The sequence below is a fragment of the Laspinema sp. D2d genome (genome assembly GCF_025370755.1).
Taxonomy (GTDB): domain Bacteria; phylum Cyanobacteriota; class Cyanobacteriia; order Cyanobacteriales; family Laspinemataceae; genus Laspinema.
This window is the reverse complement of record NZ_JAMXFC010000005.1, coordinates 141,781-167,008: the sequence shown is the minus strand read 5'-3', so window position 1 is coordinate 167,008 and position 25,228 is coordinate 141,781. Positions and strand designations below refer to the sequence as shown.

Here is a 25,228-nt window from a genome sequence, read left to right as displayed (position 1 = left end):
TTATGCTTCAATTGTTCGTAACTAGAAATTAGATTAGGGACAATTTGTCACAAAAGATTGAAACTGTAGTGATTTGTAACAATTCTGCCCCAGTCTGAGGGAAGGGTCTGCTGTCTTTTAGGACCGATTCCTCCTGGCCTTGTGCCCCGCCTCTCCCAGTTGGATTCCCTTTCTCGGGGAAATTTCTATAACAACTTGTCATCATTAGGTCTCATTTCTCATGTCATCTCAAGTCTTTGAACAGTCTATTCAAATTCAGGCGAGTCCTACGGTGGTTGATTACTGTATTACCGATCGCGCATTAATGCACCAATGGTTGAATCCCGCTTTGCGTTGCGAACCGATTGGCGAATGGGATACCCGGGTGGGGAGTCGTAGTCGGTTTATTTTGAATATTCCCCTGTTGCAACCCAGCTTAAACTGTGCGATCGCCCAACGACAACCGGGACTGATTGTGTGGGAGTTTCAGGGATTTTTCAAAGGCTGCGATCGCTGGGATTGTCAACCGGACGGCAACCAAACTCGCCTCGTCAATCGTTTTGAATTTGAAATTCCCAATCCCCTAGTCGCCTGGGGCTTCAATCTATTTGCTGCAACCTGGACCCAAAAAGATATGCAGGCCCAACTCCATCGCCTCAAACAAATTGCTGAACAACTTGATCCCGATCTAAACCTATCTTAAATCGGTTAAAAGCTCTTTCCAAAGAAATATTGACAAAACTAGAAACCTATGTATATACAACAACGTTTTTAAGATTTTCCTTACTCATTCTCTTGCCAACGGATGCGATCGAGAATTTGCTGAATGATTGAGGCATCTTCAGCTTGGGGAACTCCATCCAAATAGGTTTGTAAGTCCTGACGGGCCTGAGTCCATCGGCCATTTTGATAGTAAAACAAACCGCGATCGCGCAATTCCAACGGTGAATCGGGAAATAACAGCAAAATCCGTTCGATCGCCCCGAGGCATTTCTCCGAATCCCCGCGATTCAGATAAATCATTTTTAAATTAGTCAGCATCCGGGCCAAAAATTGTTTGCGCGTCACCGCTTTTAAAAACTCCGGACGCATGGACACTTCCGGACCATAAATTTGCTGGAGACGTTGTTCGCAGTCTTCTTGAAACAACACCTCACCCCGATTAAAGGCATCCACAAAAATACCCGCCCCATCAAACTCTGGGCGAATTAAAAAGTGTCCCGGCATCCCAATTCCCACCATTGGAAAATCCAGCCGCCTTGCAATTTCCAGGTAAATTAATGCTAGGGTGATGGGAATGCCAGTCCGACGGGCGATCGCATCATTTAGAAAACTATTACAAGGGTCATAATAATCCCGGGTATTACCCGTAAACCCTAAATCTTCAAAGAGATAGTCATTGATCGCTTTAACAATTCGCAAAGGATAGCGTTGATCCTTTAACCGTTGTGCCACCTCCCCCGCCATCACATCCAGCACATTCAGATATTCCGCCGGATCGAGGGTTGGGTATTCTTCTTGCGCGATGTACAGCGCTGCCTTAGCGAGATCGATTTGGTCGTCGTTTTGGTTAATCTCGTGGTAGAACGATTGCCGCGCTAGGGGAAAGTTCATCTGAATTTAAGTAAATAGAATTGCCCTGGGGTCTCAAGGCGATCGCGCCTATCTCCCCCTGAAGATAGCAAAAATTCGGCCCCCTGACTATTTGTTCCTTCAATGTACTTTATGGCGTGAAGTACCCTAGAAACAAAACACAACCAAGGCAACTGCACCTGTCGTCCCCCTAAGCGCGTATTATTAAGGTTATGACTCTTGTTACTCTACCCCTAGCCTTGACCTTTGCCTCCCCAGGCCCGATCATCGTTGAAATCGGACCCTTAACCATCCGTTGGTATGGGTTCTTAATTGCGACTGCCGTCTTGATTGGCGTCAGTCTCTCGCAATTTTTAGCCAAACGCCGCAACATCAACCCGGACCTCATGGGTGACTTGATCCTTTGGTTAGTGGTTGGCGCAATTCCCTTGGCGCGACTGTATTATGTTTTGTTTCAGTGGGAAAATTATGCCGATAATCCGGGCCAAATCTTTGCGATTTGGCGAGGCGGCATTGCCATTCACGGCGCAATTATTGGCGGGACGATCGCCACGTTAATTTTTGCCCGACTCAAACGAATTCCCTTCTGGCAATTAGCCGATTTAGTCGCACCCTCCGTAATTTTAGGTCAGGCGATCGGACGTTGGGGAAACTTCTTTAATTCCGAAGCCTTCGGCAGACCCACAGATTTACCCTGGAAACTCTACATTCCCCCAGAATCTCGGCCCTTTCAATATGTGGGCGAGCAATATTTTCATCCCACTTTTTTATATGAATCCCTGTGGAATTTGGCCTTATTTGCCTTATTACTGTTTTTATTCTTTCGGGACCTCCAAGGCAAACCCCGTTTAAAAGTTGGCACATTATTTTTAGTCTATATGGCCGTCTATAGCTGCGGTCGTTTCTGGATTGAAGGGTTACGACTCGATAGCTTAATGTTCGGTCCTCTCAGAATGGCTCAGTTTGTCAGTTTAACGGGTATTGTCATAGGAATCGCTGGCTTAGTCTGGCTTTATGGGTTCAATCGTCCTTTGCCAGATGTGGTATCCCGGAACAATAGTGAACCCTCTTCTTCCTAGAAATTCCCCTCAAAAGAAACCAAGCACTAGAAACCGGGTTTCTATCTTAAATTTTTGCCTAAGTTGCACAGATATTGCCAAGAAGCCCGGTTTCTAATTTTTACCGTAACCCTGCCCTATAATTGATTGCAAAAAATAAAAAACCCTAGAATAAATTCTAGGGTTAAACCAGGGTGCATCTACCAGTGGTTGATTACCTCATAGAGCCGGTAACATCCGGAACCTTCTCAATTCTTTCCTTGATTTTGTTTTAGTTTGATGTCAAAATTCCAGCCAACTGACCTCCAAAAAACTGCCTCTGCACCGCTCAAACCCGCTGTTTATATCGTCGGTGCAGGACCGGGTGATCCCGAGTTATTAACGGTCAAAGCCCAAAAAATCCTCGCGATCGCCAATACGATTCTCTACGCCGACTCCCTCGTTCCTAAACAAATTTTAGAAGGGGTTCGTCCGGATGCCGAAGTTATTCCCACCGGCAATAAAACCCTAGAAGATATCTTACCCATCATGATTGACCGCGTGCGCCAAGGTCAGTCCGTCGTTCGCCTCCATTCCGGGGACCCCAGCCTCTACAGTGCCATCTCCGAACAAATGCACGCCTTAGCCGATGCGGACATTCCCTGTGAAATTATCCCCGGAATTAGTGCCTTTCAAGCAGCAGCAGCCAAACTCAACTTGGAACTCACCATCCCAGCACTGGTGCAAACCATCATTCTGACCCGCGTCAGTGGTCGAGCTTCCTCAGTCCCGGAATCGGAGGAATTAGCGGCTTTAGCCGCCCATAAAGCCAGTTTGTGCCTGTATCTGAGTGCGCGCCACATTGAAGAAGCTCAAGCCAAACTGATGGAACATTATCCCGCAGAAATGCCGATCGCCATTTGCTACCGGATTGGGTGGCCCGATGAAAAAATTGTCGTGGTCCCTCTGAAAGAGATGGCCCAAGTTACCCAGAGTGAAAACTTAATTCGGACGACCCTGTATTTAATTAGTCCAGCTTTGGCAGAACCGGAAAAGCAGTCAGGGAAAGAAACTGCGCGATCGCGCCTCTACCATCCCGAACATACCCACCTGTTTCGACCGACCCCTCGGCAGGGATGATGCCCGGTCGGATACTCTAATATAAATGTCCATCAGTTCTGTATCGAAAAATAGGTAAAGCCTTGCTAGACGAACAAGCGAAAAAAACAATCCTCAGAAAGATTCCCCACGGACTCTATGTTTGCGGTGTCAAAGATGGGGAAAATGTCAACGGATTCACCGCCAGTTGGGTGATGCAGGGGTCCTTTGAACCCCCCTTAGTCATCAACTGTGTTAAACAAGATTCCGGCTCCCATGCCATGATTGAAGCTAGTGGCGTTTTTGCCCTGAGTGTCTTAGAAGCGGGACAAAAAGACTTAGCCCAAAAATTCTTTAAACCCCAACGACGGGTCGGGGATAAATTTGAAGATGTGGAGTTTTATCTGGGAGAAACCGGCTGTCCCATTATCTCCGACTCCCTAGGGTATGTGGAATGTAATGTGGTGGGTTCGGTGAAAAAGGGCGATCACACCGTCTTTGTCGGCGAAGTGATTGCGGCAGGAGTCCACCGAGAAGGAGACCCCTTGTTGCTAGAAAGCACCGGCTGGAATTACGGCGGATAATTTGGGATAGAAACTGTTTCGGGATCCCGATTTGAATCAGCAAGACGCAAGTTAGAAGGTCAATTTATGCCCCTGATTAAAGTTAAAACTTCCGTGTCTACACCGGAAAATGCTGCAATCCAAACCCTGCTCAAGGGACTTTCCTCCAGCTTGGCGAAGCATCTGGGAAAACCTGAATCTTATGTGATGACGGCATTTAATGCGGATGTCTCGATGACATTTGCGGGGACTTTTGACCCGGTTTGCTATATCGAAGTCAAGAGTGTAGGGACAATTCGTCCCGAACAAACCCAAGCGATGAGCAAAGATTTTTGCAATAAGATTCACCAGGCGATCGGGGTTCCGCAAAATCGGATCTATATCGAATTTACCGATGCCGAGGGCTCCATGTGGGGCTGGAATGGCTCCACGTTTTAAAGTTTAGGCGGATTCATGAGGGTCCGCTTTTATTTCAGGGCCAGGACCTGGGTTGCCCATTAAATTAGGGATTTCCATAAAAAAAGTTCTGCATTAGAAATTTTGCAGCATTATTCAAGCCCCCCTTAAGAACGCCAATCGGTTGGGGGGATCCCTCCTGGAAGATGTTATTTTTTGGAGTTCCCTAGTCGAACCAGAAACCGGGTTTCTGAGCCTAATTTGTTGCCTCTGAGCAGAAATTGGGTCAGATACCCGGTTTGTCTGACTCTGACTGTACCGCCCCATTGAGGGTGGCTTTTTTTTGAAGGGTGGGGGGAGATGGAGGGGTGCGGGGGGGCGATCGCCTCAAACCCTGGAAAGCTCACTCCCTCGAAAACGGATTTCCCCCTCTATACTGGAGGGGGTCGAAAATGTTGTAAATCTTTACAACGGGATCGCCTGTGATACTATCGGGTTGGTGTGCGAGGCCAGATGCCTGTCAAGCGGCTCTGACTAATGGTGGTGGAAGAGACATCAAGGAGTGCAAAATAATCCCATGAAAGCTCGGCAATTGAATCATCATAATCTAAAAAGTCAACCGGAACCCTTACGAATTGGGGTGATTGGCGTGGGCAGTATGGGACAACATCATACCCGGGTTCTCAGCTTGCTCAAAGATATTGAATTAGTCGGGGTGGCTGATGTTAATGTAGAGCGCGGACTCGACATCGCCAGTAAGTATCGGATTCGGTTTTTTGAAGATTATCAAGATTTGCTGCCTCATGTGGATGCGGTTTGTATTGCCGTCCCCACGCGCCTGCATCATGCGGTAGGAATGACCTGCTTGCGATCGGGGGTTCATGTTTTAATTGAAAAACCGATCGCCGCGAGTATTGCGGAAGCAGAATCTTTGGTAAATGAGGCAGCAGAATCGGGATGTATTCTGCAAGTGGGTCATATTGAACGGTTTAATCCGGCATTCCAGGAATTGAGCAAGGTTCTCAAAACCGAACAAGTGCTGGCGATCGAAGCGCATCGCATGAGTCCCTACAGCGATCGGGCGAACGATGTCTCCGTCGTCTTGGATTTAATGATCCATGACATCGACCTCATTTTAGAATTAGCTGCCGCCCCTGTTGTGCGATTAACCGCCAGTGGCAGTCGCACCAGTCAAGACACCTCACAAGCTAATTCTTATTTAGATTATGTCACCGCAACCTTGGGATTTGCTAATGGTGTAATTGCCACCGTCACCGCTAGTAAAGTCACTCACCGAAAATTACGGCGCATCGTCACCCATTGCAAACATTCCCTCACCGAAGCCGATTTTCTCAACAATGAAATTTTAATTCATCGGAAAACAACAGCAAATTACAGGACCGAATATGGTCAAGTTCTGTATCGCCAAGATGGCTTAATCGAAAAAGTTTATACCAGTAATATTGAACCTTTACACGCTGAATTAGAACATTTTATCCACTGTGTTCGCGGCGGCAATCAACCCTCCGTCGGCGGAGAACAAGCCCTGAAAGCCCTCAGATTAGCTAGTTTAATCGAACAAATGGCCCTTGATGGTCAAGTGTGGAATGTTGATAATTTAGAGTTTGTCAAACCCACTGGCGTCAGTTTTGGGTGATGGAAACACATTTAAAGAAATTATGTAGGGGCAATTTATCTACTGCCCCGCATCCAGTCTGGAAGGTTTGAACTCATCTAATTTATTTAGACTTGCTTTGCGATGGGGGGTAAGTCATGATTCTCTAACCAGACAGTGCTATAAATCATATCCCAATGTTATCAAAACGACCGTTTCTAGTTGGATGATTGTTTCAGCATTAAGCTGTCCCAACTTCCGAATTAGCCGAGTTTTATCTAATACTCGCATTTGAAAACATAACGCAACTGAATCCTCGGCTAATCCGCCATTTCCTTGGGCGATCGCCAGACAAATTGGCAAGGCGGCACGACGTTGGTTTGTTGTGAGGGGAATGGTTAGAATTGTTGTGGAAAACTGAGAAACAATATCATTTTGGAATATAATTACTGGGCGAATCCCTGCTTGTTCAGAACCTTGAGTGGGATTGAGATTTGCTAACCAAACTTCTCCCCGTTTAATTGGGTTCGTCATGGTTAATCTTCCTGACCCAACAGTTCTACATAATCATCCATTCCTGCTTCTGCCAAAGTGTGGTCTTCTTCCGCAAACTCAGTTGCCAGGGAAGCAAGCTGGGTGGCGTTGAGGTTAACACGATGGCGTTGATCTCGAAATTTGAGGAAGGCAATAAAATCAGCAACGGCACGAAGTTGCTCGTCACTCAGGCGATCGAGGTCTTGTTTAATTGTTTCACTCGTGATTGTCATCAGATGGAAGTCAAAGGTTTACAAAGGATTGGTTAATGATATATAGCGGTTCCCCTAGTTATGAGGTACATTTTGGAAGGGGTAAAGCCTACAGCATAGTTTCGCTTACGCCCCTGCTAATTCTACAATGTTTAGGGGATAAAATTTTGAGAATTTTGGAGATTTCTAATTGTGACGATTCCCCCTTTAATAGCTTGGATTTGTCAATCGTAACCATAGAGCAAACTCATACCAACCAAGGGATCGGTTTCGGATTCATTCACTGGAATATCACGGTATGTACCATCCCAAATTACCTTCACCGCATAAACTTCAAAGGTAACTTCACTCCCATCGCCTAAAGTGCCTCGCTCGACTCCTGTCCAAGGTAAACTTAAAGCAGTGATAATTTCCCTGGGCAAAGTTAAAAATCCGGTATATCCTGTGTCTATCACCGCGTCAATGAGTTGGGACTGCCGATTCTCATTTGCAACAACAATGGAAATGATGGCTTCACAGTTTGTATTGACCCGACCCTCCATCATGCGGGGTTTCTCCGACTCCTTGCACCAAAACGATCAACAGCCCGATGTCCGATGCGAACGATCCAAGGTTGGGCTTCTGGAATCCTTTTAAATAAGCGATCGCTGGCATCCAAGATTTCATCAGCTACTTCAAAAGCGCCGGTTTCAATATCGATCGCGACGATTTTGCCGTGATTCCCCGCTTCAACGTTTTGGCGGATTTGAGTTTCGTACCAGTGATCCCCCCTTCGGGCAAATTCTTCTTGACTATAGCGAGGCTGACGGACTGCCATAATTTTAATATCTCCTTTGCGGTGTCCCCATCCTAATTATAGGGTTTTCCACTCTTATGAGATACCTTTTTTGTTAGTGGGTGGGAGATTTTTAATAATTAATCGCATCTGTATCTCCTGAGTTCACAGAACCGCTATAACATTTTTAAACCCCTCATAAATAAATGGAGGGGCGATCGCTTTCTCGCCCCTCTATTTAAGGTTGATTCTCTAAGACTGTGTAAGTCTTAATTCACTTACAACTGCTTGACTTCCGAGACTAACTTGGTAATCACATCTTTTGCACTACCAAATAGCATCATGGTCTTATCTTTGTAGAACAAATCATTGTCAATCCCGGCAAATCCGGTACTCATGCCGCGTTTGATGACAATGGTATGACTCGCTTTATCTACTTCCAAAATCGGCATTCCGTAGATGGGACTCGCGGAATTATCTCGGGCGGCAGGATTGACGACATCGTTTGCGCCAATGACTAAGGCGACATCAGTGCGATCGAATTCGGCATTGATATCTTCCATGTCATACAACTGTTCGTAAGGCACATTGGCCTCGGCTAGTAAGACATTCATGTGTCCAGGCATCCGACCCGCTACGGGGTGAATGGCATATTTGACTTCTACACCTAAGCGGTCTAATTGGTCGGCCAATTCTCGGACAGCGTGTTGTGCTTGGGCGACGGCCATGCCATATCCGGGAACGATGACAACGGAACGGGCATATCCTAACATCATCGCACTTTCTTCGGAGTCAATGGAGCGGACGGTTTTATCGCCCATGTCCCCAGCAGCGGCGGCAGTTTCGCCCCCTTCCCCACTACCGAAAGCGGCAAACAGGACGTTAGTGAGCGATCGGTTCATCGCTTTACACATAATCACGGTCAGGATGATCCCCGAGGCACCGACTAAGGCACCGGCGACGATCAGCATATTATTCATGACTACGAAACCGGCAGCGGATGCAGCTAAACCGGAAAAGGAGTTTAGCAGGGAAATCACCACCGGCATATCCCCACCACCAATGGGAATCACGAACATGACACCCAGGACTAGGGAAACGCCGGTTAAGGCCAAAAATACTGGGGTATTTAAGGGATTGAAGGCTAAATATACACTGCCAACGAGGAAACCGCCGAAGAGGAGGGCGTTGACAGGTTGTTGCAAGGGAAAGGTGATCGGTCTGCCGGTGACGAGTCCTTGCAGTTTAGCAAAGGCCATCACAGAACCTGTAAAGGTAATCCCCCCGATTAAGACGCCGAGTAGGGCGGTGATGGTGGTATCTAGGGGTGGTTCCTGGAATTTTTGATAGTAGCGCCAGAATTCACCGACGGCAATGAGAGCAGAGGCAGCACCCCCAAAGCCGTTGAAGAGACCGACCATTTGTGGCATGGCGGTCATTTCCACTTTCTGGGCGGAGACGACCCCGATCGCCGACCCGATCGCAATCCCCAGCAAAATCATTTCATAGTTGAGCACTTGGCGATCGAGTAGGGTGGCAACGATCGCCAACAACATTCCCACGGATGCTAATAAATTGCCGTTGCGGGCCGTCGCCGGTGAACTCAACTGTTTCAGACCGACGAAAAATAAGGATGATGCTACTAAATAGCTTAACTGTATTCCAGTTGGGATTAAGTCGCTCATGCTTTCACCTCTTTTTTCTTGAACATTTGCAACATCCGATCGGTCACGAGAAATCCACCGACTACGTTAATAGTGGAAAACACGACGGCAATTAATCCTAAAATCACCGTAACGCTCCAATCCCGGTCTCCTGCCACGATGATGGCTCCTAACAGGGCAATCCCGGAAATCGCATTCGCCCCGGACATTAAGGGGGTATGCAGGGTGGGTGGTACTTTGTTGATGACTTCAAATCCAGCAAATGAAGCCAGAACAAACACAAATAAAGCAGAAATGATCGCTTCGGGCATCTTAATTCAATACTCCGGTTTATGGATGAGTGGGGAAATTTCAGATCGGAAAATGAAGGAAAAAATTTTCCAGTTCATCCTTCATTTTCCTCGGTCAAACTTACACCTTTTCCCCGATGACTTCTAGCGCTTCCCGCACTCGGGAGTTGCGAATTTCATGACCGTGGGCAACGCAGGTACTGCCGATAATTTCGTCAGAAAAATCAAGGTTTAAGGCGTTGTCTTTAATCATGTACTGAATGAATGTGGCGATATTTTTCGAGTACATTTGGGACGCATGGACGGGCATGGAAGCGGGTAAGTTAATGGGACCGACAATGGTCACCCCATTGCGAACGATATCTTTTCCAGCTTCGGTATAGGCGCAGTTGCCTCCTTGTTCGGCTGCTAAGTCTACGATCGCCGCCCCGGGTTTCATCCGTGCAAACATTTCTTCGGTAATCAGTCGCGGCGCTTTTCTGCCGGGAACTTGTGCGGTAGTAATCACAATATCCGCCGCCGCTACCGTATCGGAAAGCACTTCTTGGGTGCGTCGCTTGGATTCTTCGGAAATTTCGCGGGCATATCCCCCTTCTGCAACGGTTTCTTCATCAAGTTTGACCTCGACAAATTTTGCCCCAAGGCTTTGCACTTCTTCTTTCACCGCAGGGCGAATGTCGAACGCTTCTACGACAGCACCCAGACGACGGGCGGTGGCGATCGCCTGCAATCCTGCCACCCCTGCACCCATTACCAACACTTTTGCGGGTCGAATGGTCCCGGCAGCAGTGGTTAACATGGGGAAGAATTTCGGGGCAGTGGCAGCCGCCAGCAGGACGGCTTTATATCCGGCGATCGCCGCCTGGGAGGACAGCGCATCCATGCTTTGGGCTTTCGTCGTCCGAGGGATCATTTCCATACTGAAAGCAGTGACCCCCCTTTGGGCGAGGCGATCGACGATAATTGGATTACCCAGGGGATTCAAAAAGCTAACGATCGCACTGCCTTCGCGCAGTTTGTGAATTTCCTCATCCCTAGGGGCAGCCACTTTCAGCAATAAGTCCGCTTCCCCCCACAGTTGAGCGCTATCGGACACAATCTTAGCGCCAGCGGCTTCATAAGCGTCATCGTAAAAAAACGATTGCTCTCCCGCACCTGCTTCTACAAAAATTTCTAGTCCAGCTTTGACTAACCGCGCCACCATATCAGGGATTAAGGCAACACGACGTTCTCCCACTTCGATTTCTTTTGCTACGGCTATTTTCATCGTTTCTCCTTATGGGGTGAAACCCATTAAATTTGTGAGGGGGACTTAATCAAGACAGGGGGTAGCCACTTTTCGGGCGTGACTGATGACTACCGGGGCTTTGTGAGTTCAATTCTTTCAATGGTATTAAGTTTACTAATTTTTTTGGGGGGGCTGATCCCGGAGGGATGGTGCTTTTTATTAGCAAGGGTAGAGACATCCGTTGTACTACTTTCTACGAGGTTAGGGAGTGCGCTTTAAGTTGAGAAACCATGACACCAGTCAACTGATTGCTGGGAAACGGGGGTTGAGCTTTTGCCGTTTTGCATCCTATTCGATCCCCAAGCCCTTGTCCATTTTTTATCTGTTCTGGGTAAATTTATCAGGAAAAACGGAAGTGTTCACCGACTGAAGGAGTGGCTGCGTGCGATCGCAATGGACCGGCCTGCTTGGAAATGAGTTTAGATGGGTCATCCCTCCTCTGTCAACCGGGGTAACCCGTAACCTTTGCCCTCGATATTAGCGTTTTTTTTCGCGCTTGTTCCGCTGAATTCCCCTTTATCTCAGAGTTTTAATATAAATTCAGATAACTTCATCTTTGTTTGCTGACAAATCTGTAGAAAAACTTACGTTTTTGAGAAAGGATCCCATTAGTTGATGGGGATCGCTCGGTTTGCAGTGTGATCGGTCTTCAGAATCTTAAGGGTTCACTGCACCTCCGGTCCCCTCCCCTGTGTCTTGGGGAGGGTTAGGGTGGGGTTCCCCCTTGGCGATCGCCACCTCAAGCACTCTTAAGGTTTAAGCACCTGTATGGAGGCTGGAGAAACCTTTTTCTTCGCCAATCGCGCCTGTACGAGAAGTCTTCACCCACTCATTCCTCAACTGACGCCCGCTTGCAGGTCAAGAGGACCCCACCCTAACCCTCCCCTTGGCAAGGGGAGGGGACCGGAGGTAAAAACCCTACTCTTGTCAGAGGGTGCGGACCCCAATTTACCATTTTAAGAAGGCAGCTTCGGGACCTTGTTCATAACGCAACTTGGCATCTTTCTCAAACCAGGCAATGATCTCTTCGTGAGTAAGGGACTCCATTGGAACTCCCGAATCGGTAGCGATATGTCGGAGTAGCTTCAGGGAAGAAATCGTCAGGCGGGTTAAAAACTTTTCATGGGATGCCAGGAGAGCGCCATCAACGGCGTAGGATTCTTCTGAGGTTAAAAATTGGGCAGAGGGTTCGGGAGAGGCCATAGTTTTTTATTTAGACAGCATAATATTAATGCCGCAGTTGCGATAACAGCAGCAATTTTAAATCTTAAAGTTACAGGTTGAGGAGTCTGGAAGCAGCTAAAGGGCCGATCGCCCCTTGGATGATTTTAAAGTAATCAAGTAGCCACAGCGGTGTTCACCGTCAATCATCCAGTAAGTCCGTTCCACAGTGCAATCGGGGAGAATTGCCCCAAACATTTCTAGTTCATGTTCACAGACACTAGGAAAAGACTCCGCCACGGTGGAAATGGCGCAGTTGTGTTCGGTGAGTAAAAAGCGATCGCCATTGTTGGACCCCTCTGGTTCGACCCGATGGACTTCCGCCATATAGCCTTCTGCTTGCCGCAGTTTGACTAATCCCGCCACCCGTTCGGATAACGGCTGATTTCCCAGGCGATCGCGGTAATGAATGGCTTTGCGTTCCCACTGCTTCCGCAAAATTGAGCTCATCTGGTCCTCCCCCATCGTTTCTGCCAGAGTTCCTAACAGGGAAACGGCAAAATCATCATATTGATTGGGAAAGAAATCTTTACCCTTGTGGGTGAGTTCATATTGATGCTGGGGTCGTCCCATCCCCGCCTGTACTGCCTTATGCCGAATCAATTCCTCCGCTTCCAGGTCCTTGAGATGGCGGCGAATCGCTTGGGGAGAGATATCTAAAACTTCGGCTAACTCTTGAGCCGTGGCTAGACCCTGCTTTAATAAGTATTGCAGGATATCTTCTTTAGTGGAAGGTTGCTGAGTAGTCGTCATCATCTTGCCTGTAGTCAAACGCCAAAACGCTCGAAAAAATCTATTGCCGACTTTGACAACACACTTGTTGCTAAAGTATTCTAAAATAGAATTAAGCAACCGGCGTGTTGTTTTAACTCTATTATTATAGACGGAGGGCAAGGATGCCCAACCAGGCAAAGAGAAAGAATCCAAAGGACGGGAGATCAGGGACCCGTGATTGGGAACGATAACAGCAAACGGCCCCCCAGTAAAGAGGGTACAGCCACTTGCTGAGAGTTCAGGGATTGACTCATTTCGGGGGCGATCGCCTGAATTCCGACCTCAACCTTCCCCTAAATCGGGGATCCTCCGCCCAAAATTTGCTCGTTATATCAATCTGGATAATGACTTTAGAACAGCCTACACAACAAGCCACCGACAAGAACCTAGAAGCGATGCGGCACTTTTCCGAGCAGTACGCTAAACGCACTGGGACCTACTTCTGCTCTGATCTGGGCGTTACTGCCGTTGTCATCGAAGGATTAGCGAAAAACAAGGATGAGTTAGGGTCACCCCTATGTCCCTGCCGCCACTACGAAGACAAAGAAGCTGAAGTTAAAGCCACCTTCTGGAATTGTCCCTGCATTCCCATGCGCGAGCGCAAAGAATGTCACTGTATGTTATTTCTGACCGAAGATAATCCATTTGCGGGCAAAGAACAGAATATCTCGTTCGAGCAAATTCGCGAAATGACCAATCAATATTAACCCTTTCCGAACACTTTTAAATTTCCAAGGCGTCGGCACTGCAACCCTTAGAAACCGGGTTTCTTTACAAAATTTATCGCTCAATTGCTGCAAATCTAGGGAAGAAACCCGGTTTCTTCCCGACTCTCACCCTCAGCCGACGTTCTAGGAGCCCATTCAACCCTCCTGTTGACTCAGTTCCACCCCTGCCCTGGATCCGAACCTAGAGAGAACACTGAACTAAGACTATGACTGCTACTACTGCAAAAACCCTCGTTAATCAACCCTATAAATATGGATTCATCACCGATGTTGAATCCGATACTTTACCCCCCGGCATTAATGAAGATGTCGTCCGGTTAATTTCGGCCAAAAAAGAAGAACCGGAGTTCATGTTAGAATTCCGCCTCAGAGCCTTTCGGCAATGGCAAAAAATGGCCGATCCAACTTGGGCACACGTTAACTATCCCAAAATTAATTATCAAGATATCATTTACTATTCTGCTCCCAAGAAAAAGCAAAAACTCAATAGCATGGATGAGGTTGACCCCGCCATTCTCGAAACCTTCGAGAAACTGGGAATTCCCCTCTCTGAACAAAAGCGCTTGAGTAACGTTGCCGTCGATGCCGTCTTTGATAGCGTTTCCATCGCCACCACTTTTAGAGAAAAATTAGCAGAAGAAGGCGTCATTTTCTGTTCTATTTCTGAAGCCGTCAAGGAATATCCTGAACTGGTGAAGCAATATCTGGGGAGTGTTGTCCCCATCGCCGATAATTACTTCGCCGCCCTCAACTCGGCAGCATTTAGTGATGGTTCCTTTGTGTATATTCCCAAAGGCGTCAAATGTCCGATGGAACTCTCTACCTATTTCCGGATTAACAATGGCGAATCGGGGCAGTTTGAGCGCACCTTGATTATTGCCGAAGAAGGGAGTCATGTATCCTATTTGGAAGGCTGTACCGCCCCCATGTTTGATACCAATCAACTCCATGCGGCGGTTGTGGAACTGGTTGCCTTGGATAATGCGGAAATTAAATATTCCACCGTCCAAAACTGGTACGCTGGAGATGAAAATGGCAAGGGTGGAATTTATAATTTCGTCACCAAGCGCGGATTGTGCAAAGGCAAAAATTCTAAAATTTCTTGGACTCAAGTCGAAACGGGTTCAGCAATTACTTGGAAATATCCCAGTTGTATGTTAGTCGGGGATAATTCCGTGGGAGAATTTTACTCCGTTGCCCTCACGAATAACAAACAACAAGCCGATACCGGCACCAAGATGATTCATATTGGCAAAAACACCCGCAGCACGATTATTTCTAAGGGAATTTCGGCGGGTAATTCGTCCAATAGCTATCGCGGATTAGTGAAAGTTTCACCCAAAGCCCAGGGGGCGCGCAACTATTCCCAATGTGATTCTATGCTGATTGGGGACAACGCTCAGGCGAATACCTTCCCCTATATTCAGGTAGAAAATGATACAGCAAAAGTGGAGCATGAAGCCTCGACTTCTAAGATTGGGGAAGATCAACTGTTCTATTTTGCCCAACGGGGAATCTCGCCAGAAGATGCAGTTTCGATGATGATTAGCGGATTCTGCAAGGATGTGTTTAATCAGTTGCCAATGGAATTTGCAGTGGAAGCCGATCGCTTGTTGAGCTTGAAGTTAGAAGGCTCAGTAGGGTAAGGGTTTGGGACTGTTTCCCGGGAGTGAAAGAATTGAGGGGAGGCGATCGCCACTGAACGGATTGCTCGCCTTTTCTAACCCTCGGATTTAGATTGTTCAATGGAAGGAATTGATTGAAGAGAAATGATTAAAGAAGGTAGTCCAGTGATTCTCTCCGTTCGCGATTTAACCGCGAATGTGAATGATACCCCAATTCTCAAAGGTTTGAATTTGGAAATTAAGGCAGGAGAAATCCATGCCATTATGGGACCGAATGGTTCCGGAAAAAGTACCTTTTCTAAGGTACTTTCGGGGCATCCCGCCTACGAAGTCACCGGAGGAGAGGTGATTTTTATGGGTCAAAATCTCCTAGATTTGGAACCGGAACAACGCTCATTAGCAGGCGTTTTCTTGGCATTCCAATATCCATTGGAAATTCCGGGAGTGAGCAATTTAGACTTTTTGCGAGTTGCCTACAATTCTCGCCGCAAGCATTTGGGGTTAGAGGAAGTCGATGCCTTTGATTTTGAAGACATCATCGAAGAAAAGCTGGACGTAGTGAAAATGAATCCAGCCTTTCTCAACCGCAGTGTAAATGAAGGATTTTCCGGCGGTGAAAAGAAGCGTAACGAAATCTTGCAAATGGCACTGTTAGAGCCAAAATTAGCCATCCTGGATGAAACTGATTCTGGCTTAGATATTGATGCTTTAAAAATTGTCGCCAATGGGGTGAATCAGTTATCTTCGGCAGATAATGCAGTGTTAGCAATTACCCACTATCAGCGCTTGCTGAATTATATTGTCCCGGATTATGTCCATGTTATGGAAGGGGGTCGAATTTTGACCACCGGAACCAAAGAATTGGCACTGGAATTGGAAGAACGGGGATATGATTGGGTGGTAGAAGCCGATCGGGTGAAGGCAGGTGTGTAATGGTTATAGAGGTTTCTAAAAAACCCCAAGTGTCTTATTTAGATGAATTGTTGAAACAGGCAGTTGCCTCTCCTGCGCCGGTGGTGAATCCAGAATATGGAATTGCACCCCCGATTGCCGCGTTATTGCAGCAGGTGCGGGATAATTCGGCAACCTGGGTACGAGAGTTGGCAATGCCGACTCGCAAAGATGAGGAATGGCGAGTTACGGATTTATCTGGGTTACAAGCATTGACGTTCCAGGCAGCACCTCCCGAGGCAATTCCGGCGACGGGAATCGCGCCTTTTGTGTTACCCGAAATGCTAGACAGCCGCTTAGTTTTTGTCAACGGCTGTTATTCGGCTGAACTTTCCAATGTTTCTGCGTTACCGGAAGGGGTATTTGTCGGAAATCTAGGACAATTGCCAGAATTATTGCAGACTGATTTGCCAAAATATTTGGGCAATGTTGACGGCAACAAAGAGGTGTTTACCTCTTTAAATACCGCCGGATTGATGGATGCAGCAGTGGTATGGATTGCCAAAAATGTGGCAGTTGACAAACCCATTCATCTATTATTTATGGCAGTTCCTGGGGATCAACCTCGGTTGATTCAACCCCGCTGTTTAGTGGTAGCGGAACGGGGAAGTCGCTGCACCGCGATCGAGGAATATGTAGTTGCCGATGACGATTCCTGCGGTAATTTTAAGGGAAATGCACCTTATTTTACCAATGCTGTTACGGAAATTTGGGTAACAGAAAATGCTCAAGTGACTCATGCCAAAATCCAGCGTGAGAGTACCAACTCGTTCCATATTGGCAAGACTGCGATCGCCCAAGCGAAAGATAGCAATTATTCCTGTACCGCAGTTTCCACCGGCGGTTTACTCTCTCGGCATCATCTGGAAGTGTACCAACAGGGGGAAGGAACCTATACCACCCTCAACGGATTGGCGATCGCCGCTGGGAAACAAGTCAGCGATACTCACAGTGCGATCGTGCTTAACCATCCCAACGGCACTAGCAAACAACTACACAAATGTATCATTGATGATGCAGCCCAGGGCGTGTTTAATGGCAAAGTTTTTGTTCCCAAACCGGCACAACTCACCGATGCCAGCCAGTTGAATCGTACCTTATTGCTCTCGCCAAAAGCCAGAGTCGATACCAAACCCCAACTAGAAATCACCGCTGATAACGTCAAATGTTCTCACGGTGCTACCATTAGCCAACTGGAAGAAGATGAACTCTTCTACTTGCGGAGTCGCGGATTAGACCCTGTGATGAGTCGCAGCTTACTGATTGATGGATTTGCCGGAGAAATTCTCCAAGAATTACCGTCCGCTGCCTTGCAAACGAAAATTTCTCGATGTGTTGCTTGCAAAAGTATCTAATTTCTCCACATTGAGGAATTTATCGATGTAGAGACGTAAAAAATTGCGTCTCTACAACCCAAGTCTTCAACTTATAAAAAACCATGATAACAACTTTTTCTTTAGACTCTTCGCCAAAGACTAAAAAGCCCCCCTTGTTAAGGGGGGTTGGGGGGATCAATCCGGATGTTTACAAGTCTGATTTAACCCGCACCCTCAACGATGGAGGCTCACAGGAAAAAGCCTCCCTTAGCCCACGAAGAGAGAAATTTGAATAAATTTGCATTAATTTTCTCTAACTGATTTTTTTCACATCTCCAACCCATTCATCCTTTATTCATTCAGGACCATGATAGTTACCCGAGAAAAAACATTAGCGCAAAAAGTTCGCCCTGATTTCCCGATTTTAAATCAAGAAATTCATGGTAAACCCTTAGTTTATTTAGATAACGCCGCCACTTCCCAAAAGCCGGTGCAGGTTTTGGATGCCTTGCGGCATTACTATGATTTTGACAATGCTAACGTTCATAGAGGAGTTCATACTCTTAGTGGACGTGCTACCGATGCTTATGAAGGGGCCCGAGAAAAAATTGCTAAATTTGTCAATGCGGCATCGGAACAAGAAATCATCTATACCCGCAATGCCAGTGAGGGAATTAACCTCGTTGCTAATACTTGGGGAGTCAGTAATATTAGCGCGGGAGATGAAATTATTCTCACCGTCATGGAACATCACAGCAACTTAGTTCCTTGGCAAATTCTAGCCCAAAAAACAGGAGCAGTTCTCAAATTTGTCGAACTCACGGCAACTCAAGAGTTTGATATAGACCAATATCAAACCCTGCTATCTGATAAAACAAAATTAGTAGCAGTCGTGCATATTTCTAATACCTTGGGTTGTATTAATCCAGTCAAAGAAATTGCTGCTCTGGCCCATGAAAAGGGCGCAAAAGTCTTAATTGATGCTTGTCAAAGTATGCCACATTTGCCGATTGATGTCCAGGAAATGGATTGTGATTGGTTAGTGGCATCGGGACATAAAATGTGTGCGCCGACAGGAATTGGCTTCCTGTATGGCAAACTGGCCCTGTTGCGATCGATGCCGCCCTTTTTAGGGGGAGGTGAGATGATTGCCGATGTATTTTTAGACCATTCCACCTATGCGGATGTGCCTCATAAATTTGAAGCGGGTACGCCTGCGATCGGAGAAGCGGTAGCATTGGGTGCAGCAGTAGACTATCTCAGCAGCATTGGCCTGGATAAAATCTATGACTATGAGAAACAGTTAACCGCCTATTTGTTCGAGCAACTCAACCCGATTTCTGATGTCAAAATTTACGGACCTCAACCGCAAGCAGATGGTTCAGGACGAGCGGCATTAGCCTCATTTACCTGCGGCACAGTCCATCCCCATGACCTTTCCACTATTTTAGATCAAGCAGGAGTCGCGATTCGTGCTGGACATCATTGCACCCAACCTTTACACCGTGTCATAGGTGCACAATCCACCGCCCGAGCGAGTTTGTATTTCTACAATACTCGGGAAGAAATTGATGCGTTTATTGGGGCATTAAAAGAGGCGATCGAGTTTTTTGGGGGCATATTTGGGTAAGTTAATTGAAAGGGTGAGCAATGGCCCACCCTTTTAATTGTGGGAGTAATCATGACGTAAGAATTAGCCGATTTAAGAACCCCTTACCGGAGTATATTTTTACTCTTATAAGGGCAGGGCGGAGAGAGGTCAGATCGGTTTTTGGGCAAAATTGAAATGCTCCCACGGCTATAACCTGCCTAAGCGCTGTCGCGCAGGCTGCGCCAAACGCAGCGTCATAGAAAACACCGACTTTTGACCACCGAATTTAGTATCAACAAGAAAAACATCTGCCCTTCCCTGCGCCTCAAGTATTCCTCACTGCTGCCTCAAGTGACGAATTGCTGCGCTAGTGTTGCGTTGATAGGCAATTTCCAAACATCGGGCGACGATATCAGCTAAGTTCAACTCTGGGAAGTATAGACTTTGGGATTTGACCTCATACTCATCGCCTTGAAGCTGGTAAATCAACAATTGTTGTTGACGAAATAACCAGACCTCTGGGACTCGATAGGGTAGATAATCCTGTACATCTGAATAACTGGTCACATCAATTTCTAACACCAAATCGGGCGGGGGGTCATTGCGCCAATCAATCCGTTCTTTGCCCGAAACCGCTTGCCAATGGTCAATGTAAAAACAATAGTCCGGCTCGATGCCGCTTTCTTCTGGCAGTTGCATTGTGACTGGCGTAAAGGCATCATATTCCTGTTCCTGGTTATCCAGCAACGTGGTGATGATGGCAGCAATCAAATGCGCATCACGTCCGTGTTTTGGCAAGGGAGACATCAGCCATACTTCTCCAGAATGATATTTAATTCGGGGAATGGAACCGTCCCCACGGCGATCGCATAAAGCTTGATACTCCTGCCAGGTTCCCGGTAGCCGAATGACACTGCCCGCTGGCAATTTAATTTCTTCAGGAGAAATCACCGCATACATGGCTAGTTTCCTCGATAAAATGGGCAGATTTTACCCCTCCTATTTTAAATCTTTCAGATGTTCAATTCAACCTATAGCGTTTCTCATGTCCATAAGGTACAGCCCTCACCCCGGGTCCCTCTGGCAAGATGGGAGAGGGACTTGGGGTGAAGATGGATCCACTGAACCGCTATACCCTTATCTTGATGTTTTTGGTAAACAGCCAGACTGGAAAACTTAACAATACTTATTAACTTCTGAAAGCCCGGTGCAATAAGTATTTTAAGGGTTGAATATCCCCAAGTGACTTAAGGATAGGCTAATAAGAGCATCAAACCTCCTATCCAAAAATACTCAGGCAGCCTTAGAATAATTGAGTATGGGTAATTCCGAGGTTGATTATGAGCTATTGCCTTAATCCTGATTGCAAGAATCCTAAGAATGTAGACCAAACCAAATTTTGTCAAAATTGTGGCTCTAAATTACTACTTCAGGAGCGTTATAGAGCGATTAAACCCATTGGCGAAGGCGGGTTTAGCCGAACATTCTTAGGGGTAGATAGCTCAGACCCTACTGAACCCCGTTGTGTGATTAAGCAGTTTTCTCCGGCTAACGTCAATCCCAACAATGTTGAAAGAGCTACACAATTCTTTCACCAAGAAGCGGATTGGTTGAAAAAATTAGGCGACCATCCTCAAATTCCTGCCCTGTTAACCTCGTTTGCCCAAGACAACTATCAATATTTAGTGCAAGAGTTTATTGAAGGGGACAATTTAGCAGAGGAATTGAAGCAGGAAGGACCTTTTACTGAAACAAAAATTGGGATATTACTCCATGATTTATTGCCCGTGTTGAAGGTTATCCACGACGCCAAGGCAATCCACCGGGATATTAAACCTGAGAACATTATTCGTCGCGCTACGGATGGAAAACTCGTTCTTGTGGATTGGGGTGCGGCAAAATCAGTAACCGGAACCTCGATGATTAATACGGGAACCTCAATCGGGAGTCCCGCCTATGTTGCCCCAGAACAAGCCAAAGGAAAAGCCGTCTTTGCCAGTGATCTATATAGTTTAGGGGTAACCTGTATTCATTTAATGACTCAAGTCTCTCCATTTGAATTATTTAATGATACTGAAGATACCTGGATTTGGCGGCAATACTTAAACAACAATTCAGTGAGCGATCGCCTCGGTTCAATTTTGGACAAAATGCTCGAACGTGCCACGAACCGACGCTATTCTTCAGCGGATGATGTTCTGAACTCCTTATCCAGCGAAGAGGAATCCTCCGACACCCCCCCACCTGACACAGAATCCACTAAAAAATCCGGCTTGTATTGGACACTTGAATCCTTAGAAGTTTATCAGCTTCAGGCAATCTACAAACGTATTTTCTGGACGACTCCTCCGACTGAAAGCAAAAATCTCACTGAGAAAATTTATGGATTTTTAGAGGGATTCACAGAACAGCATAAGAAAGAAACGAATGTCAAGGAAGAAGACATTTTATCTCTCTGGATAACTCACCTATTAGAACTGGTCAACTCTTTATCCATGCCTCAAGAAAAAATGGAGGCTAATAAAAATCTGATTTTAGTAGAAATTTCTAAAATCAAACTTCTTAAAAATTCGCAAGAACGAGATGAAAAATTAGAAGCGATTGCCAAGCAACTCTTGCGATTATTCTTTGAAGAGTCTAATGCAGAAGGTGTATTTAAAGAGGTCATCACCAAAAATTCTGAACCTTACCAGTCGCTCCTAACCAAAAAGCCACTTAAGCAAGCAGCACAGTCGAATCTTTTAGAGGCAGGGACTTCTATGTTGCTGATAGCAATAGGTATTTTCTTTACTAAAAAATTCTTTCCTAATTCACCAGTTTCTGAAGGAATGACCGTTATAAATACAAAGTTAGCGGATGCAGGAAACTCGGTATGTGAGGGCATATCATTCTCAAATAAGCTATTTTTTTGTAATAAAGCCACTATAAATCAGACTACTCAGATGCCGCAAAATAATCCTGTTTCTCAATTTTGGCCCTTGATTGTACTAGCGGCGCTCTTGTTCTCAATCTTTTTCTTTATTCGGTACAACAATAGGCGCAAAAAACTTTTATTTATCCAGACGATTTTCTCGATTTACAGCTATAAATTTCAAAATGGACTGGATAAACTTTAAATGACACCCCCCCAATTTTTAGTCCAACTCCCTGAGCATCTCATAGAAGCTTATAAGGCTGGAGAAATCATGATTAGTGGCGGTGTAGCGAGAGATGTTGCTACAAAACAAATTGTTGCCCATTTGGAGCAAGCAGCACCCGAACTCTTAAAAGTGGGAATCAAATGGGGTGTCAGTTTTACGCCATTATCAGCCGCATTGGTTGCTACTGATGTAGTAGAATCTTTGTTCCAAGGTGTGGTTATCTCCAAAAGACTGGATGAGGTTAGCCAGCGCGTTAATGAAATTTATAATTTAGTCAATCAGTTACAATTTATTGCCTGGATGAATACAGGTTTGCTGAGTTTAAATTTGGGACTGAATTTGATTGGCTTTTGTAAAATCAGTTCCCAAATCAATAAACTCAGCCGAAAGCTGGATCGAATTAGTTCTCAAATTGATAGTTTGTTGAGCAATGAGCAGAGAAAGCTCTTTAAAGAAACTCAGATTTATATCAAGCAAGCGGAGACGTTATCGGGAAAGTTAGATCAAGTCGGATTAACTGAAGGTTTGGGAATAAAGACCCTGGAATTACTTAATCACCTGGAAGTTCATTTACAGGACTTAATTAGTCGGTATCAAAAAGGTGAGTTGATTCAGCTCTCTTTAGAATATATTTACACCTCATATTTAGCTTATGCAAATCTATTAAGAGCCTATTTTACGGCTCAACATTTAAAAGGGGAGACTTTTTACCAAGTTACTGAACGAATTCAGGCATTGGAGAAACTTAAAAAAGAGCTAATTTCTCAGCAGATTCTGGACCTCCTCTATGAAGAATGCACTTGGAATCAGGAAAGAATGCTGACGGAACGGGAAATCAAAGACATTCTATGTTTTTATAAAGCCTCCTGTAGAGAGTCGTTTGAGCGGGTGAACTCTCATTTTGAGATTCTTTCAAAAAATGGATTAGAACAGCTAGACCTGTGGAGAAAAACGGCTAGAAAGGCATCCGCTCCGGTGATATTGATTTCTCATTAGTTAAGGATAAGGTTACTTTATTCTATTAATTAATCTGAAAAGCGCGACTCAATGCAGCATTAAGGTGTTGAATCTGTTGCTGACCTAAGCTGCCTAATCGTCTTTTAATAAGTCGGCGCTCAAGAGTAACTACTCTAGCTACTCTAATTTTTGAAGCCAGTTTCAGGCCAGTTCGGGCAAATTCTGGGTCGCTGGGTTCAATTATAAATTCATCATCACTTGTGCAATCAAGATTTTGTGAAGAGATAAAGCAGACCGTAATATCTTGCCCTTGTGAATCTACCCACAAAACTACCGCAGGCCGTAGCTTGGTTTGACTCAGGTCTGTGAAGGGAAAAGGCACTAAAACAATATCGCCTTTAGTCAAATTCATACAATGGGTTCTCCATCGTCGATGGTATAAAGGTCTGGTTCGTCGTTGAGAAAATCAAAGCTACTGCTGTGCAAAGCCAGGTTAATCGCCTCGGGGGTAGAGGGATAAGCATTGTCAAAAAATAGTTTTTCTTCTAAGGCGGCCCGGTCTTCTGGGGATAGGGAATGAATCAATTGAAATAGGGCGTTGACCAGTGGCGTATTCATAACAATCGTGGGTATAGAATTGATGGGTAATTACAAGGTTTCGGTGATTTTTTCTCTCTTTTATTTTAAGTCATTCACCCCAAAAAAACAACGGTTTTAGAATTGAGGGGTTTATGATGTGATAGGGGATAGGACAAGGCATTGCCTTGTCCCGACGGGGTGTTATTTGTAACGGGTGGTGAAGCCGGTGAGTCCTTGGGGTTGTTGATAGGTGACGGTGACTTCGGTGACTTGGGCGGATGAGGGTCCTTGATGACACCAAGCTATCATGCGATCGAGAGTTTCGGGGTTGCCTTCAAAGATGGCTTCGACTCGACCATCGGTGAGGTTTCTCACCCAACCAGATACTCCTAATTTCTGCGCTTGATGGACGGTACTAAATCGATAACCGACTCCCTGAACGATTCCCGAAATTAAGACGTGAGCGCACTTTGTTTCGGTCATGGTCTTTTAGTCCTCTTCAGGCAGGTCAAATAAGACTTGGGTCATATAATATTCGGCCCATTCGTTGCCAAAAGCGTTTTCTAAAACTCGGCGCGTTTTGTCATTTTTGCGCTGATGGTCGCAGTAATTGCGTTGTCCGGCAAGGATTTCGCTGTGGAGTTCGGGGGTTGCTGGGGTGTTTCTGGCTTGTTGGCAGTGAATTTGCATATAGGCTTTGACGCGATCGAGAAATAGGGTTTCTTCGACAGAATTATCGGGTCGTACAAAGAGGCAAAATTCTGAGAAGATATGACCCCAGGGGGGGAGATCTCGGGGATTGGTAAAAGCGATCGCCGGTAAGTCAGAAAGTTGCTGTTGATAAGCTGGGGGGAGGACTTTTTGACGAATGGGGGATAAGTCGGCGATCGCAGCCCCGATTTTCCCTTTTGCACCGACTAAATCAGTCCCAAACATGGGTAAATCATAGTTGGGGTTGGGAAACATCACGCAGTGCAAAATATCCAGGGTAGTGCCAACTTTTGCCAGTTCTAAATGGATTTTCCGAAATTCTGGGGTCTGATAGCAGCGATTTTCAATTCTGAGTTTTTCCCCTTCTAATCGTCCTTCGACATATCCTAGGTCCTCCGGGAGGGGATAAGGGGAGAGTTCTAACTGTTCTTGCCACACTCCCTCGATGCAGTCGGCGAGTTTTTGGATCAGGCTATGTTGTTCGGTTCGTAGGGATGGACTAGAGGTTGATGTCACGGGTTTTTCCTATATGAGGGTGGATCAATATAACGCGGGGCGCGGTGTTTATTTTATCTTATTTAGGGGGTGGGA

At 46.0% G+C, this 25,228-nt stretch carries 28 protein-coding genes; 13 read left to right on the top strand and 15 right to left on the bottom strand.

Translation table 11 applies throughout. The annotated features are described in order from the left end of the window. The first annotated feature begins 220 nt into the window (after positions 1 to 220). The gene (locus NG796_RS05310; protein ID WP_261204871.1) at positions 221 to 682 is read left to right on the top strand and encodes an SRPBCC family protein; all 462 of its coding nucleotides are present in this window, start codon (positions 221 to 223) and stop codon (positions 680 to 682) included. An 80-nt stretch (positions 683 to 762) separates the two neighbouring features. Here NG796_RS05310 and NG796_RS05305 read toward each other — a convergent pair whose 3' ends face one another. Further along, on the bottom strand, positions 763 to 1,593 hold the full coding sequence (locus tag NG796_RS05305) for a SirB1 family protein (RefSeq protein ID WP_261204870.1): 831 nt from the start codon (positions 1,591 to 1,593) through the stop codon (positions 763 to 765). Between the two features lie 191 nt (positions 1,594 to 1,784). Here NG796_RS05305 and lgt point away from each other — a divergent pair, with 191 nt between their 5' ends. The 5 genes from lgt (at position 1,785) to NG796_RS05280 (ending at position 6,323) form a co-directional block, all read left to right on the top strand. Then, positions 1,785 to 2,651 (top strand): prolipoprotein diacylglyceryl transferase, encoded by an 867-nt coding sequence (lgt, locus tag NG796_RS05300; RefSeq protein WP_261204869.1) that lies wholly within the window; start codon positions 1,785 to 1,787, stop codon positions 2,649 to 2,651. A gap of 258 nt (positions 2,652 to 2,909) precedes the next feature. Continuing rightward, positions 2,910 to 3,749, top strand: coding sequence for a precorrin-4 C(11)-methyltransferase (cobM, locus tag NG796_RS05295; protein WP_261204868.1), 840 nt, complete (start codon positions 2,910 to 2,912; stop codon positions 3,747 to 3,749). Between the two features lie 62 nt (positions 3,750 to 3,811). Continuing rightward, positions 3,812 to 4,291, top strand: coding sequence for a flavin reductase family protein (locus NG796_RS05290; protein ID WP_261204867.1), 480 nt, complete (start codon positions 3,812 to 3,814; stop codon positions 4,289 to 4,291). A gap of 66 nt (positions 4,292 to 4,357) precedes the next feature. After that, positions 4,358 to 4,708, top strand: a complete 351-nt coding sequence (locus tag NG796_RS05285; protein WP_261204866.1) for a phenylpyruvate tautomerase MIF-related protein — start codon at positions 4,358 to 4,360, stop codon at positions 4,706 to 4,708. Between the two features lie 535 nt (positions 4,709 to 5,243). Beyond that, positions 5,244 to 6,323, top strand: a complete 1,080-nt coding sequence (locus NG796_RS05280; RefSeq protein WP_261204865.1) for a Gfo/Idh/MocA family protein — start codon at positions 5,244 to 5,246, stop codon at positions 6,321 to 6,323. Between the two features lie 138 nt (positions 6,324 to 6,461). Here the strand turns inward: NG796_RS05280 and NG796_RS05275 are convergent, their stop codons facing one another. The 9 genes from NG796_RS05275 to sufR form a co-directional block, all read right to left on the bottom strand. Continuing rightward, positions 6,462 to 6,815 (bottom strand): type II toxin-antitoxin system PemK/MazF family toxin, encoded by a 354-nt coding sequence (locus NG796_RS05275; protein ID WP_261204864.1) that lies wholly within the window; start codon positions 6,813 to 6,815, stop codon positions 6,462 to 6,464. Positions 6,816 to 6,817: 2 nt separating this feature from the next. Continuing rightward, entirely contained in the window at positions 6,818 to 7,048 is a 231-nt protein-coding gene (locus tag NG796_RS05270; protein WP_261204863.1) for a hypothetical protein, read from the bottom strand. Positions 7,049 to 7,251: 203 nt separating this feature from the next. Next, a complete protein-coding gene (locus NG796_RS05265) occupies positions 7,252 to 7,572 on the bottom strand; it encodes a clan AA aspartic protease (RefSeq protein WP_261204861.1) in 321 nt (106 codons plus the stop codon). After that, positions 7,569 to 7,844: a hypothetical protein gene (locus NG796_RS05260; RefSeq protein ID WP_261204860.1), complete on the bottom strand. Its 276-nt coding sequence runs from the start codon at positions 7,842 to 7,844 to the stop codon at positions 7,569 to 7,571. The genes NG796_RS05265 and NG796_RS05260 overlap by 4 nt, the downstream gene beginning before the upstream one ends. 236 nt (positions 7,845 to 8,080) lie before the next feature. Next, positions 8,081 to 9,487, bottom strand: a complete 1,407-nt coding sequence (locus tag NG796_RS05255) for an NAD(P)(+) transhydrogenase (Re/Si-specific) subunit beta (protein WP_261204859.1) — start codon at positions 9,485 to 9,487, stop codon at positions 8,081 to 8,083. Next, positions 9,484 to 9,777, bottom strand: a complete 294-nt coding sequence (locus NG796_RS05250; protein ID WP_015151532.1) for an NAD(P) transhydrogenase subunit alpha — start codon at positions 9,775 to 9,777, stop codon at positions 9,484 to 9,486. The genes NG796_RS05255 and NG796_RS05250 overlap by 4 nt, the downstream gene beginning before the upstream one ends. 100 nt (positions 9,778 to 9,877) lie before the next feature. Beyond that, entirely contained in the window at positions 9,878 to 11,023 is a 1,146-nt protein-coding gene (locus NG796_RS05245; protein WP_261204857.1) for a Re/Si-specific NAD(P)(+) transhydrogenase subunit alpha, read from the bottom strand. A gap of 969 nt (positions 11,024 to 11,992) precedes the next feature. Further along, entirely contained in the window at positions 11,993 to 12,247 is a 255-nt protein-coding gene (locus NG796_RS05240) for a hypothetical protein (protein ID WP_261204856.1), read from the bottom strand. A gap of 96 nt (positions 12,248 to 12,343) precedes the next feature. After that, the gene (gene sufR, locus NG796_RS05235; RefSeq protein ID WP_261204855.1) at positions 12,344 to 13,021 is read right to left on the bottom strand and encodes an iron-sulfur cluster biosynthesis transcriptional regulator SufR; all 678 of its coding nucleotides are present in this window, start codon (positions 13,019 to 13,021) and stop codon (positions 12,344 to 12,346) included. A gap of 362 nt (positions 13,022 to 13,383) precedes the next feature. On the opposite strand from sufR, the gene NG796_RS05230 reads away from it, so the two are divergent. The 5 genes from NG796_RS05230 to NG796_RS05210 all read left to right on the top strand — a co-directional run bounded on the left by NG796_RS05230 (position 13,384) and on the right by NG796_RS05210 (position 19,289). Then, positions 13,384 to 13,746, top strand: coding sequence for a ferredoxin-thioredoxin reductase catalytic domain-containing protein (locus NG796_RS05230; protein ID WP_261204948.1), 363 nt, complete (start codon positions 13,384 to 13,386; stop codon positions 13,744 to 13,746). A gap of 227 nt (positions 13,747 to 13,973) precedes the next feature. Further along, positions 13,974 to 15,413, top strand: a complete 1,440-nt coding sequence (gene sufB / locus NG796_RS05225) for a Fe-S cluster assembly protein SufB (protein ID WP_261204854.1) — start codon at positions 13,974 to 13,976, stop codon at positions 15,411 to 15,413. 123 nt (positions 15,414 to 15,536) lie between these two features. Continuing rightward, positions 15,537 to 16,325, top strand: a complete 789-nt coding sequence (gene sufC / locus NG796_RS05220) for a Fe-S cluster assembly ATPase SufC (RefSeq protein WP_261204853.1) — start codon at positions 15,537 to 15,539, stop codon at positions 16,323 to 16,325. Beyond that, positions 16,325 to 17,698, top strand: coding sequence for a Fe-S cluster assembly protein SufD (gene sufD / locus NG796_RS05215; RefSeq protein ID WP_261204852.1), 1,374 nt, complete (start codon positions 16,325 to 16,327; stop codon positions 17,696 to 17,698). The genes sufC and sufD overlap by 1 nt, the downstream gene beginning before the upstream one ends. Positions 17,699 to 18,026: 328 nt before the next feature. Continuing rightward, entirely contained in the window at positions 18,027 to 19,289 is a 1,263-nt protein-coding gene (locus tag NG796_RS05210; protein ID WP_261204851.1) for a SufS family cysteine desulfurase, read from the top strand. Between the two features lie 297 nt (positions 19,290 to 19,586). On the opposite strand, the gene NG796_RS05205 is transcribed toward NG796_RS05210, so the two are convergent. Then, positions 19,587 to 20,210 carry a Uma2 family endonuclease gene (locus NG796_RS05205; RefSeq protein WP_261204850.1) on the bottom strand — a complete coding sequence of 208 codons (624 nt, stop codon included), beginning with the start codon at positions 20,208 to 20,210 and terminating at the stop codon, positions 19,587 to 19,589. A 380-nt stretch (positions 20,211 to 20,590) separates the two neighbouring features. Between NG796_RS05205 and NG796_RS05200 the strand changes: the two genes are divergently transcribed. After that, positions 20,591 to 22,366 carry a serine/threonine-protein kinase gene (locus NG796_RS05200; RefSeq protein WP_261204947.1) on the top strand — a complete coding sequence of 592 codons (1,776 nt, stop codon included), beginning with the start codon at positions 20,591 to 20,593 and terminating at the stop codon, positions 22,364 to 22,366. Continuing rightward, entirely contained in the window at positions 22,367 to 23,386 is a 1,020-nt protein-coding gene (locus NG796_RS05195) for a hypothetical protein (RefSeq protein ID WP_261204849.1), read from the top strand. Positions 23,387 to 23,411: 25 nt separating this feature from the next. Here NG796_RS05195 and NG796_RS05190 read toward each other — a convergent pair whose 3' ends face one another. The 4 genes from NG796_RS05190 to NG796_RS05175 form a co-directional block, all read right to left on the bottom strand. Further along, positions 23,412 to 23,759, bottom strand: coding sequence for a type II toxin-antitoxin system PemK/MazF family toxin (locus NG796_RS05190; RefSeq protein WP_261204848.1), 348 nt, complete (start codon positions 23,757 to 23,759; stop codon positions 23,412 to 23,414). Further along, entirely contained in the window at positions 23,756 to 23,965 is a 210-nt protein-coding gene (locus NG796_RS05185) for a hypothetical protein (RefSeq protein ID WP_261204847.1), read from the bottom strand. The genes NG796_RS05190 and NG796_RS05185 overlap by 4 nt, the downstream gene beginning before the upstream one ends. A 162-nt stretch (positions 23,966 to 24,127) precedes the next feature. Then, a complete protein-coding gene (locus tag NG796_RS05180) occupies positions 24,128 to 24,409 on the bottom strand; it encodes an acylphosphatase (RefSeq protein ID WP_261204846.1) in 282 nt (93 codons plus the stop codon). A 6-nt stretch (positions 24,410 to 24,415) separates the two neighbouring features. Further along, positions 24,416 to 25,153, bottom strand: a complete 738-nt coding sequence (locus tag NG796_RS05175) for a phycocyanobilin:ferredoxin oxidoreductase (RefSeq protein ID WP_261204845.1) — start codon at positions 25,151 to 25,153, stop codon at positions 24,416 to 24,418. Positions 25,154 to 25,228 lie beyond the last annotated feature (75 nt).

What these genes read in the sequence shown, in the direction of transcription:
- NG796_RS05310 (WP_261204871.1), top strand. Translation starts at nt 221, where the DNA reads ATGTCATCTCAAGTCTTTGAACAGTCTATTCAAATTCAGGCGAGTCCT.
- NG796_RS05305 (WP_261204870.1), bottom strand. Translation starts at nt 1,593, where the DNA reads ATGAACTTTCCCCTAGCGCGGCAATCGTTCTACCACGAGATTAACCAA.
- lgt (WP_261204869.1), top strand. Translation starts at nt 1,785, where the DNA reads ATGACTCTTGTTACTCTACCCCTAGCCTTGACCTTTGCCTCCCCAGGC.
- cobM (WP_261204868.1), top strand. Translation starts at nt 2,910, where the DNA reads ATGTCAAAATTCCAGCCAACTGACCTCCAAAAAACTGCCTCTGCACCG.
- NG796_RS05285 (WP_261204866.1), top strand. Translation starts at nt 4,358, where the DNA reads ATGCCCCTGATTAAAGTTAAAACTTCCGTGTCTACACCGGAAAATGCT.
- NG796_RS05280 (WP_261204865.1), top strand. Translation starts at nt 5,244, where the DNA reads ATGAAAGCTCGGCAATTGAATCATCATAATCTAAAAAGTCAACCGGAA.
- NG796_RS05275 (WP_261204864.1), bottom strand. Translation starts at nt 6,815, where the DNA reads ATGACGAACCCAATTAAACGGGGAGAAGTTTGGTTAGCAAATCTCAAT.
- NG796_RS05270 (WP_261204863.1), bottom strand. Translation starts at nt 7,048, where the DNA reads ATGACAATCACGAGTGAAACAATTAAACAAGACCTCGATCGCCTGAGT.
- NG796_RS05265 (WP_261204861.1), bottom strand. Translation starts at nt 7,572, where the DNA reads ATGATGGAGGGTCGGGTCAATACAAACTGTGAAGCCATCATTTCCATT.
- NG796_RS05260 (WP_261204860.1), bottom strand. Translation starts at nt 7,844, where the DNA reads ATGGCAGTCCGTCAGCCTCGCTATAGTCAAGAAGAATTTGCCCGAAGG.
- NG796_RS05255 (WP_261204859.1), bottom strand. Translation starts at nt 9,487, where the DNA reads ATGAGCGACTTAATCCCAACTGGAATACAGTTAAGCTATTTAGTAGCA.
- NG796_RS05250 (WP_015151532.1), bottom strand. Translation starts at nt 9,777, where the DNA reads ATGCCCGAAGCGATCATTTCTGCTTTATTTGTGTTTGTTCTGGCTTCA.
- NG796_RS05245 (WP_261204857.1), bottom strand. Translation starts at nt 11,023, where the DNA reads ATGAAAATAGCCGTAGCAAAAGAAATCGAAGTGGGAGAACGTCGTGTT.
- NG796_RS05240 (WP_261204856.1), bottom strand. Translation starts at nt 12,247, where the DNA reads ATGGCCTCTCCCGAACCCTCTGCCCAATTTTTAACCTCAGAAGAATCC.
- sufR (WP_261204855.1), bottom strand. Translation starts at nt 13,021, where the DNA reads ATGATGACGACTACTCAGCAACCTTCCACTAAAGAAGATATCCTGCAA.
- NG796_RS05230 (WP_261204948.1), top strand. Translation starts at nt 13,384, where the DNA reads ATGACTTTAGAACAGCCTACACAACAAGCCACCGACAAGAACCTAGAA.
- sufB (WP_261204854.1), top strand. Translation starts at nt 13,974, where the DNA reads ATGACTGCTACTACTGCAAAAACCCTCGTTAATCAACCCTATAAATAT.
- sufC (WP_261204853.1), top strand. Translation starts at nt 15,537, where the DNA reads ATGATTAAAGAAGGTAGTCCAGTGATTCTCTCCGTTCGCGATTTAACC.
- sufD (WP_261204852.1), top strand. Translation starts at nt 16,325, where the DNA reads ATGGTTATAGAGGTTTCTAAAAAACCCCAAGTGTCTTATTTAGATGAA.
- NG796_RS05210 (WP_261204851.1), top strand. Translation starts at nt 18,027, where the DNA reads ATGATAGTTACCCGAGAAAAAACATTAGCGCAAAAAGTTCGCCCTGAT.
- NG796_RS05205 (WP_261204850.1), bottom strand. Translation starts at nt 20,210, where the DNA reads ATGTATGCGGTGATTTCTCCTGAAGAAATTAAATTGCCAGCGGGCAGT.
- NG796_RS05200 (WP_261204947.1), top strand. Translation starts at nt 20,591, where the DNA reads ATGAGCTATTGCCTTAATCCTGATTGCAAGAATCCTAAGAATGTAGAC.
- NG796_RS05195 (WP_261204849.1), top strand. Translation starts at nt 22,367, where the DNA reads ATGACACCCCCCCAATTTTTAGTCCAACTCCCTGAGCATCTCATAGAA.
- NG796_RS05190 (WP_261204848.1), bottom strand. Translation starts at nt 23,759, where the DNA reads ATGAATTTGACTAAAGGCGATATTGTTTTAGTGCCTTTTCCCTTCACA.
- NG796_RS05185 (WP_261204847.1), bottom strand. Translation starts at nt 23,965, where the DNA reads ATGAATACGCCACTGGTCAACGCCCTATTTCAATTGATTCATTCCCTA.
- NG796_RS05180 (WP_261204846.1), bottom strand. Translation starts at nt 24,409, where the DNA reads ATGACCGAAACAAAGTGCGCTCACGTCTTAATTTCGGGAATCGTTCAG.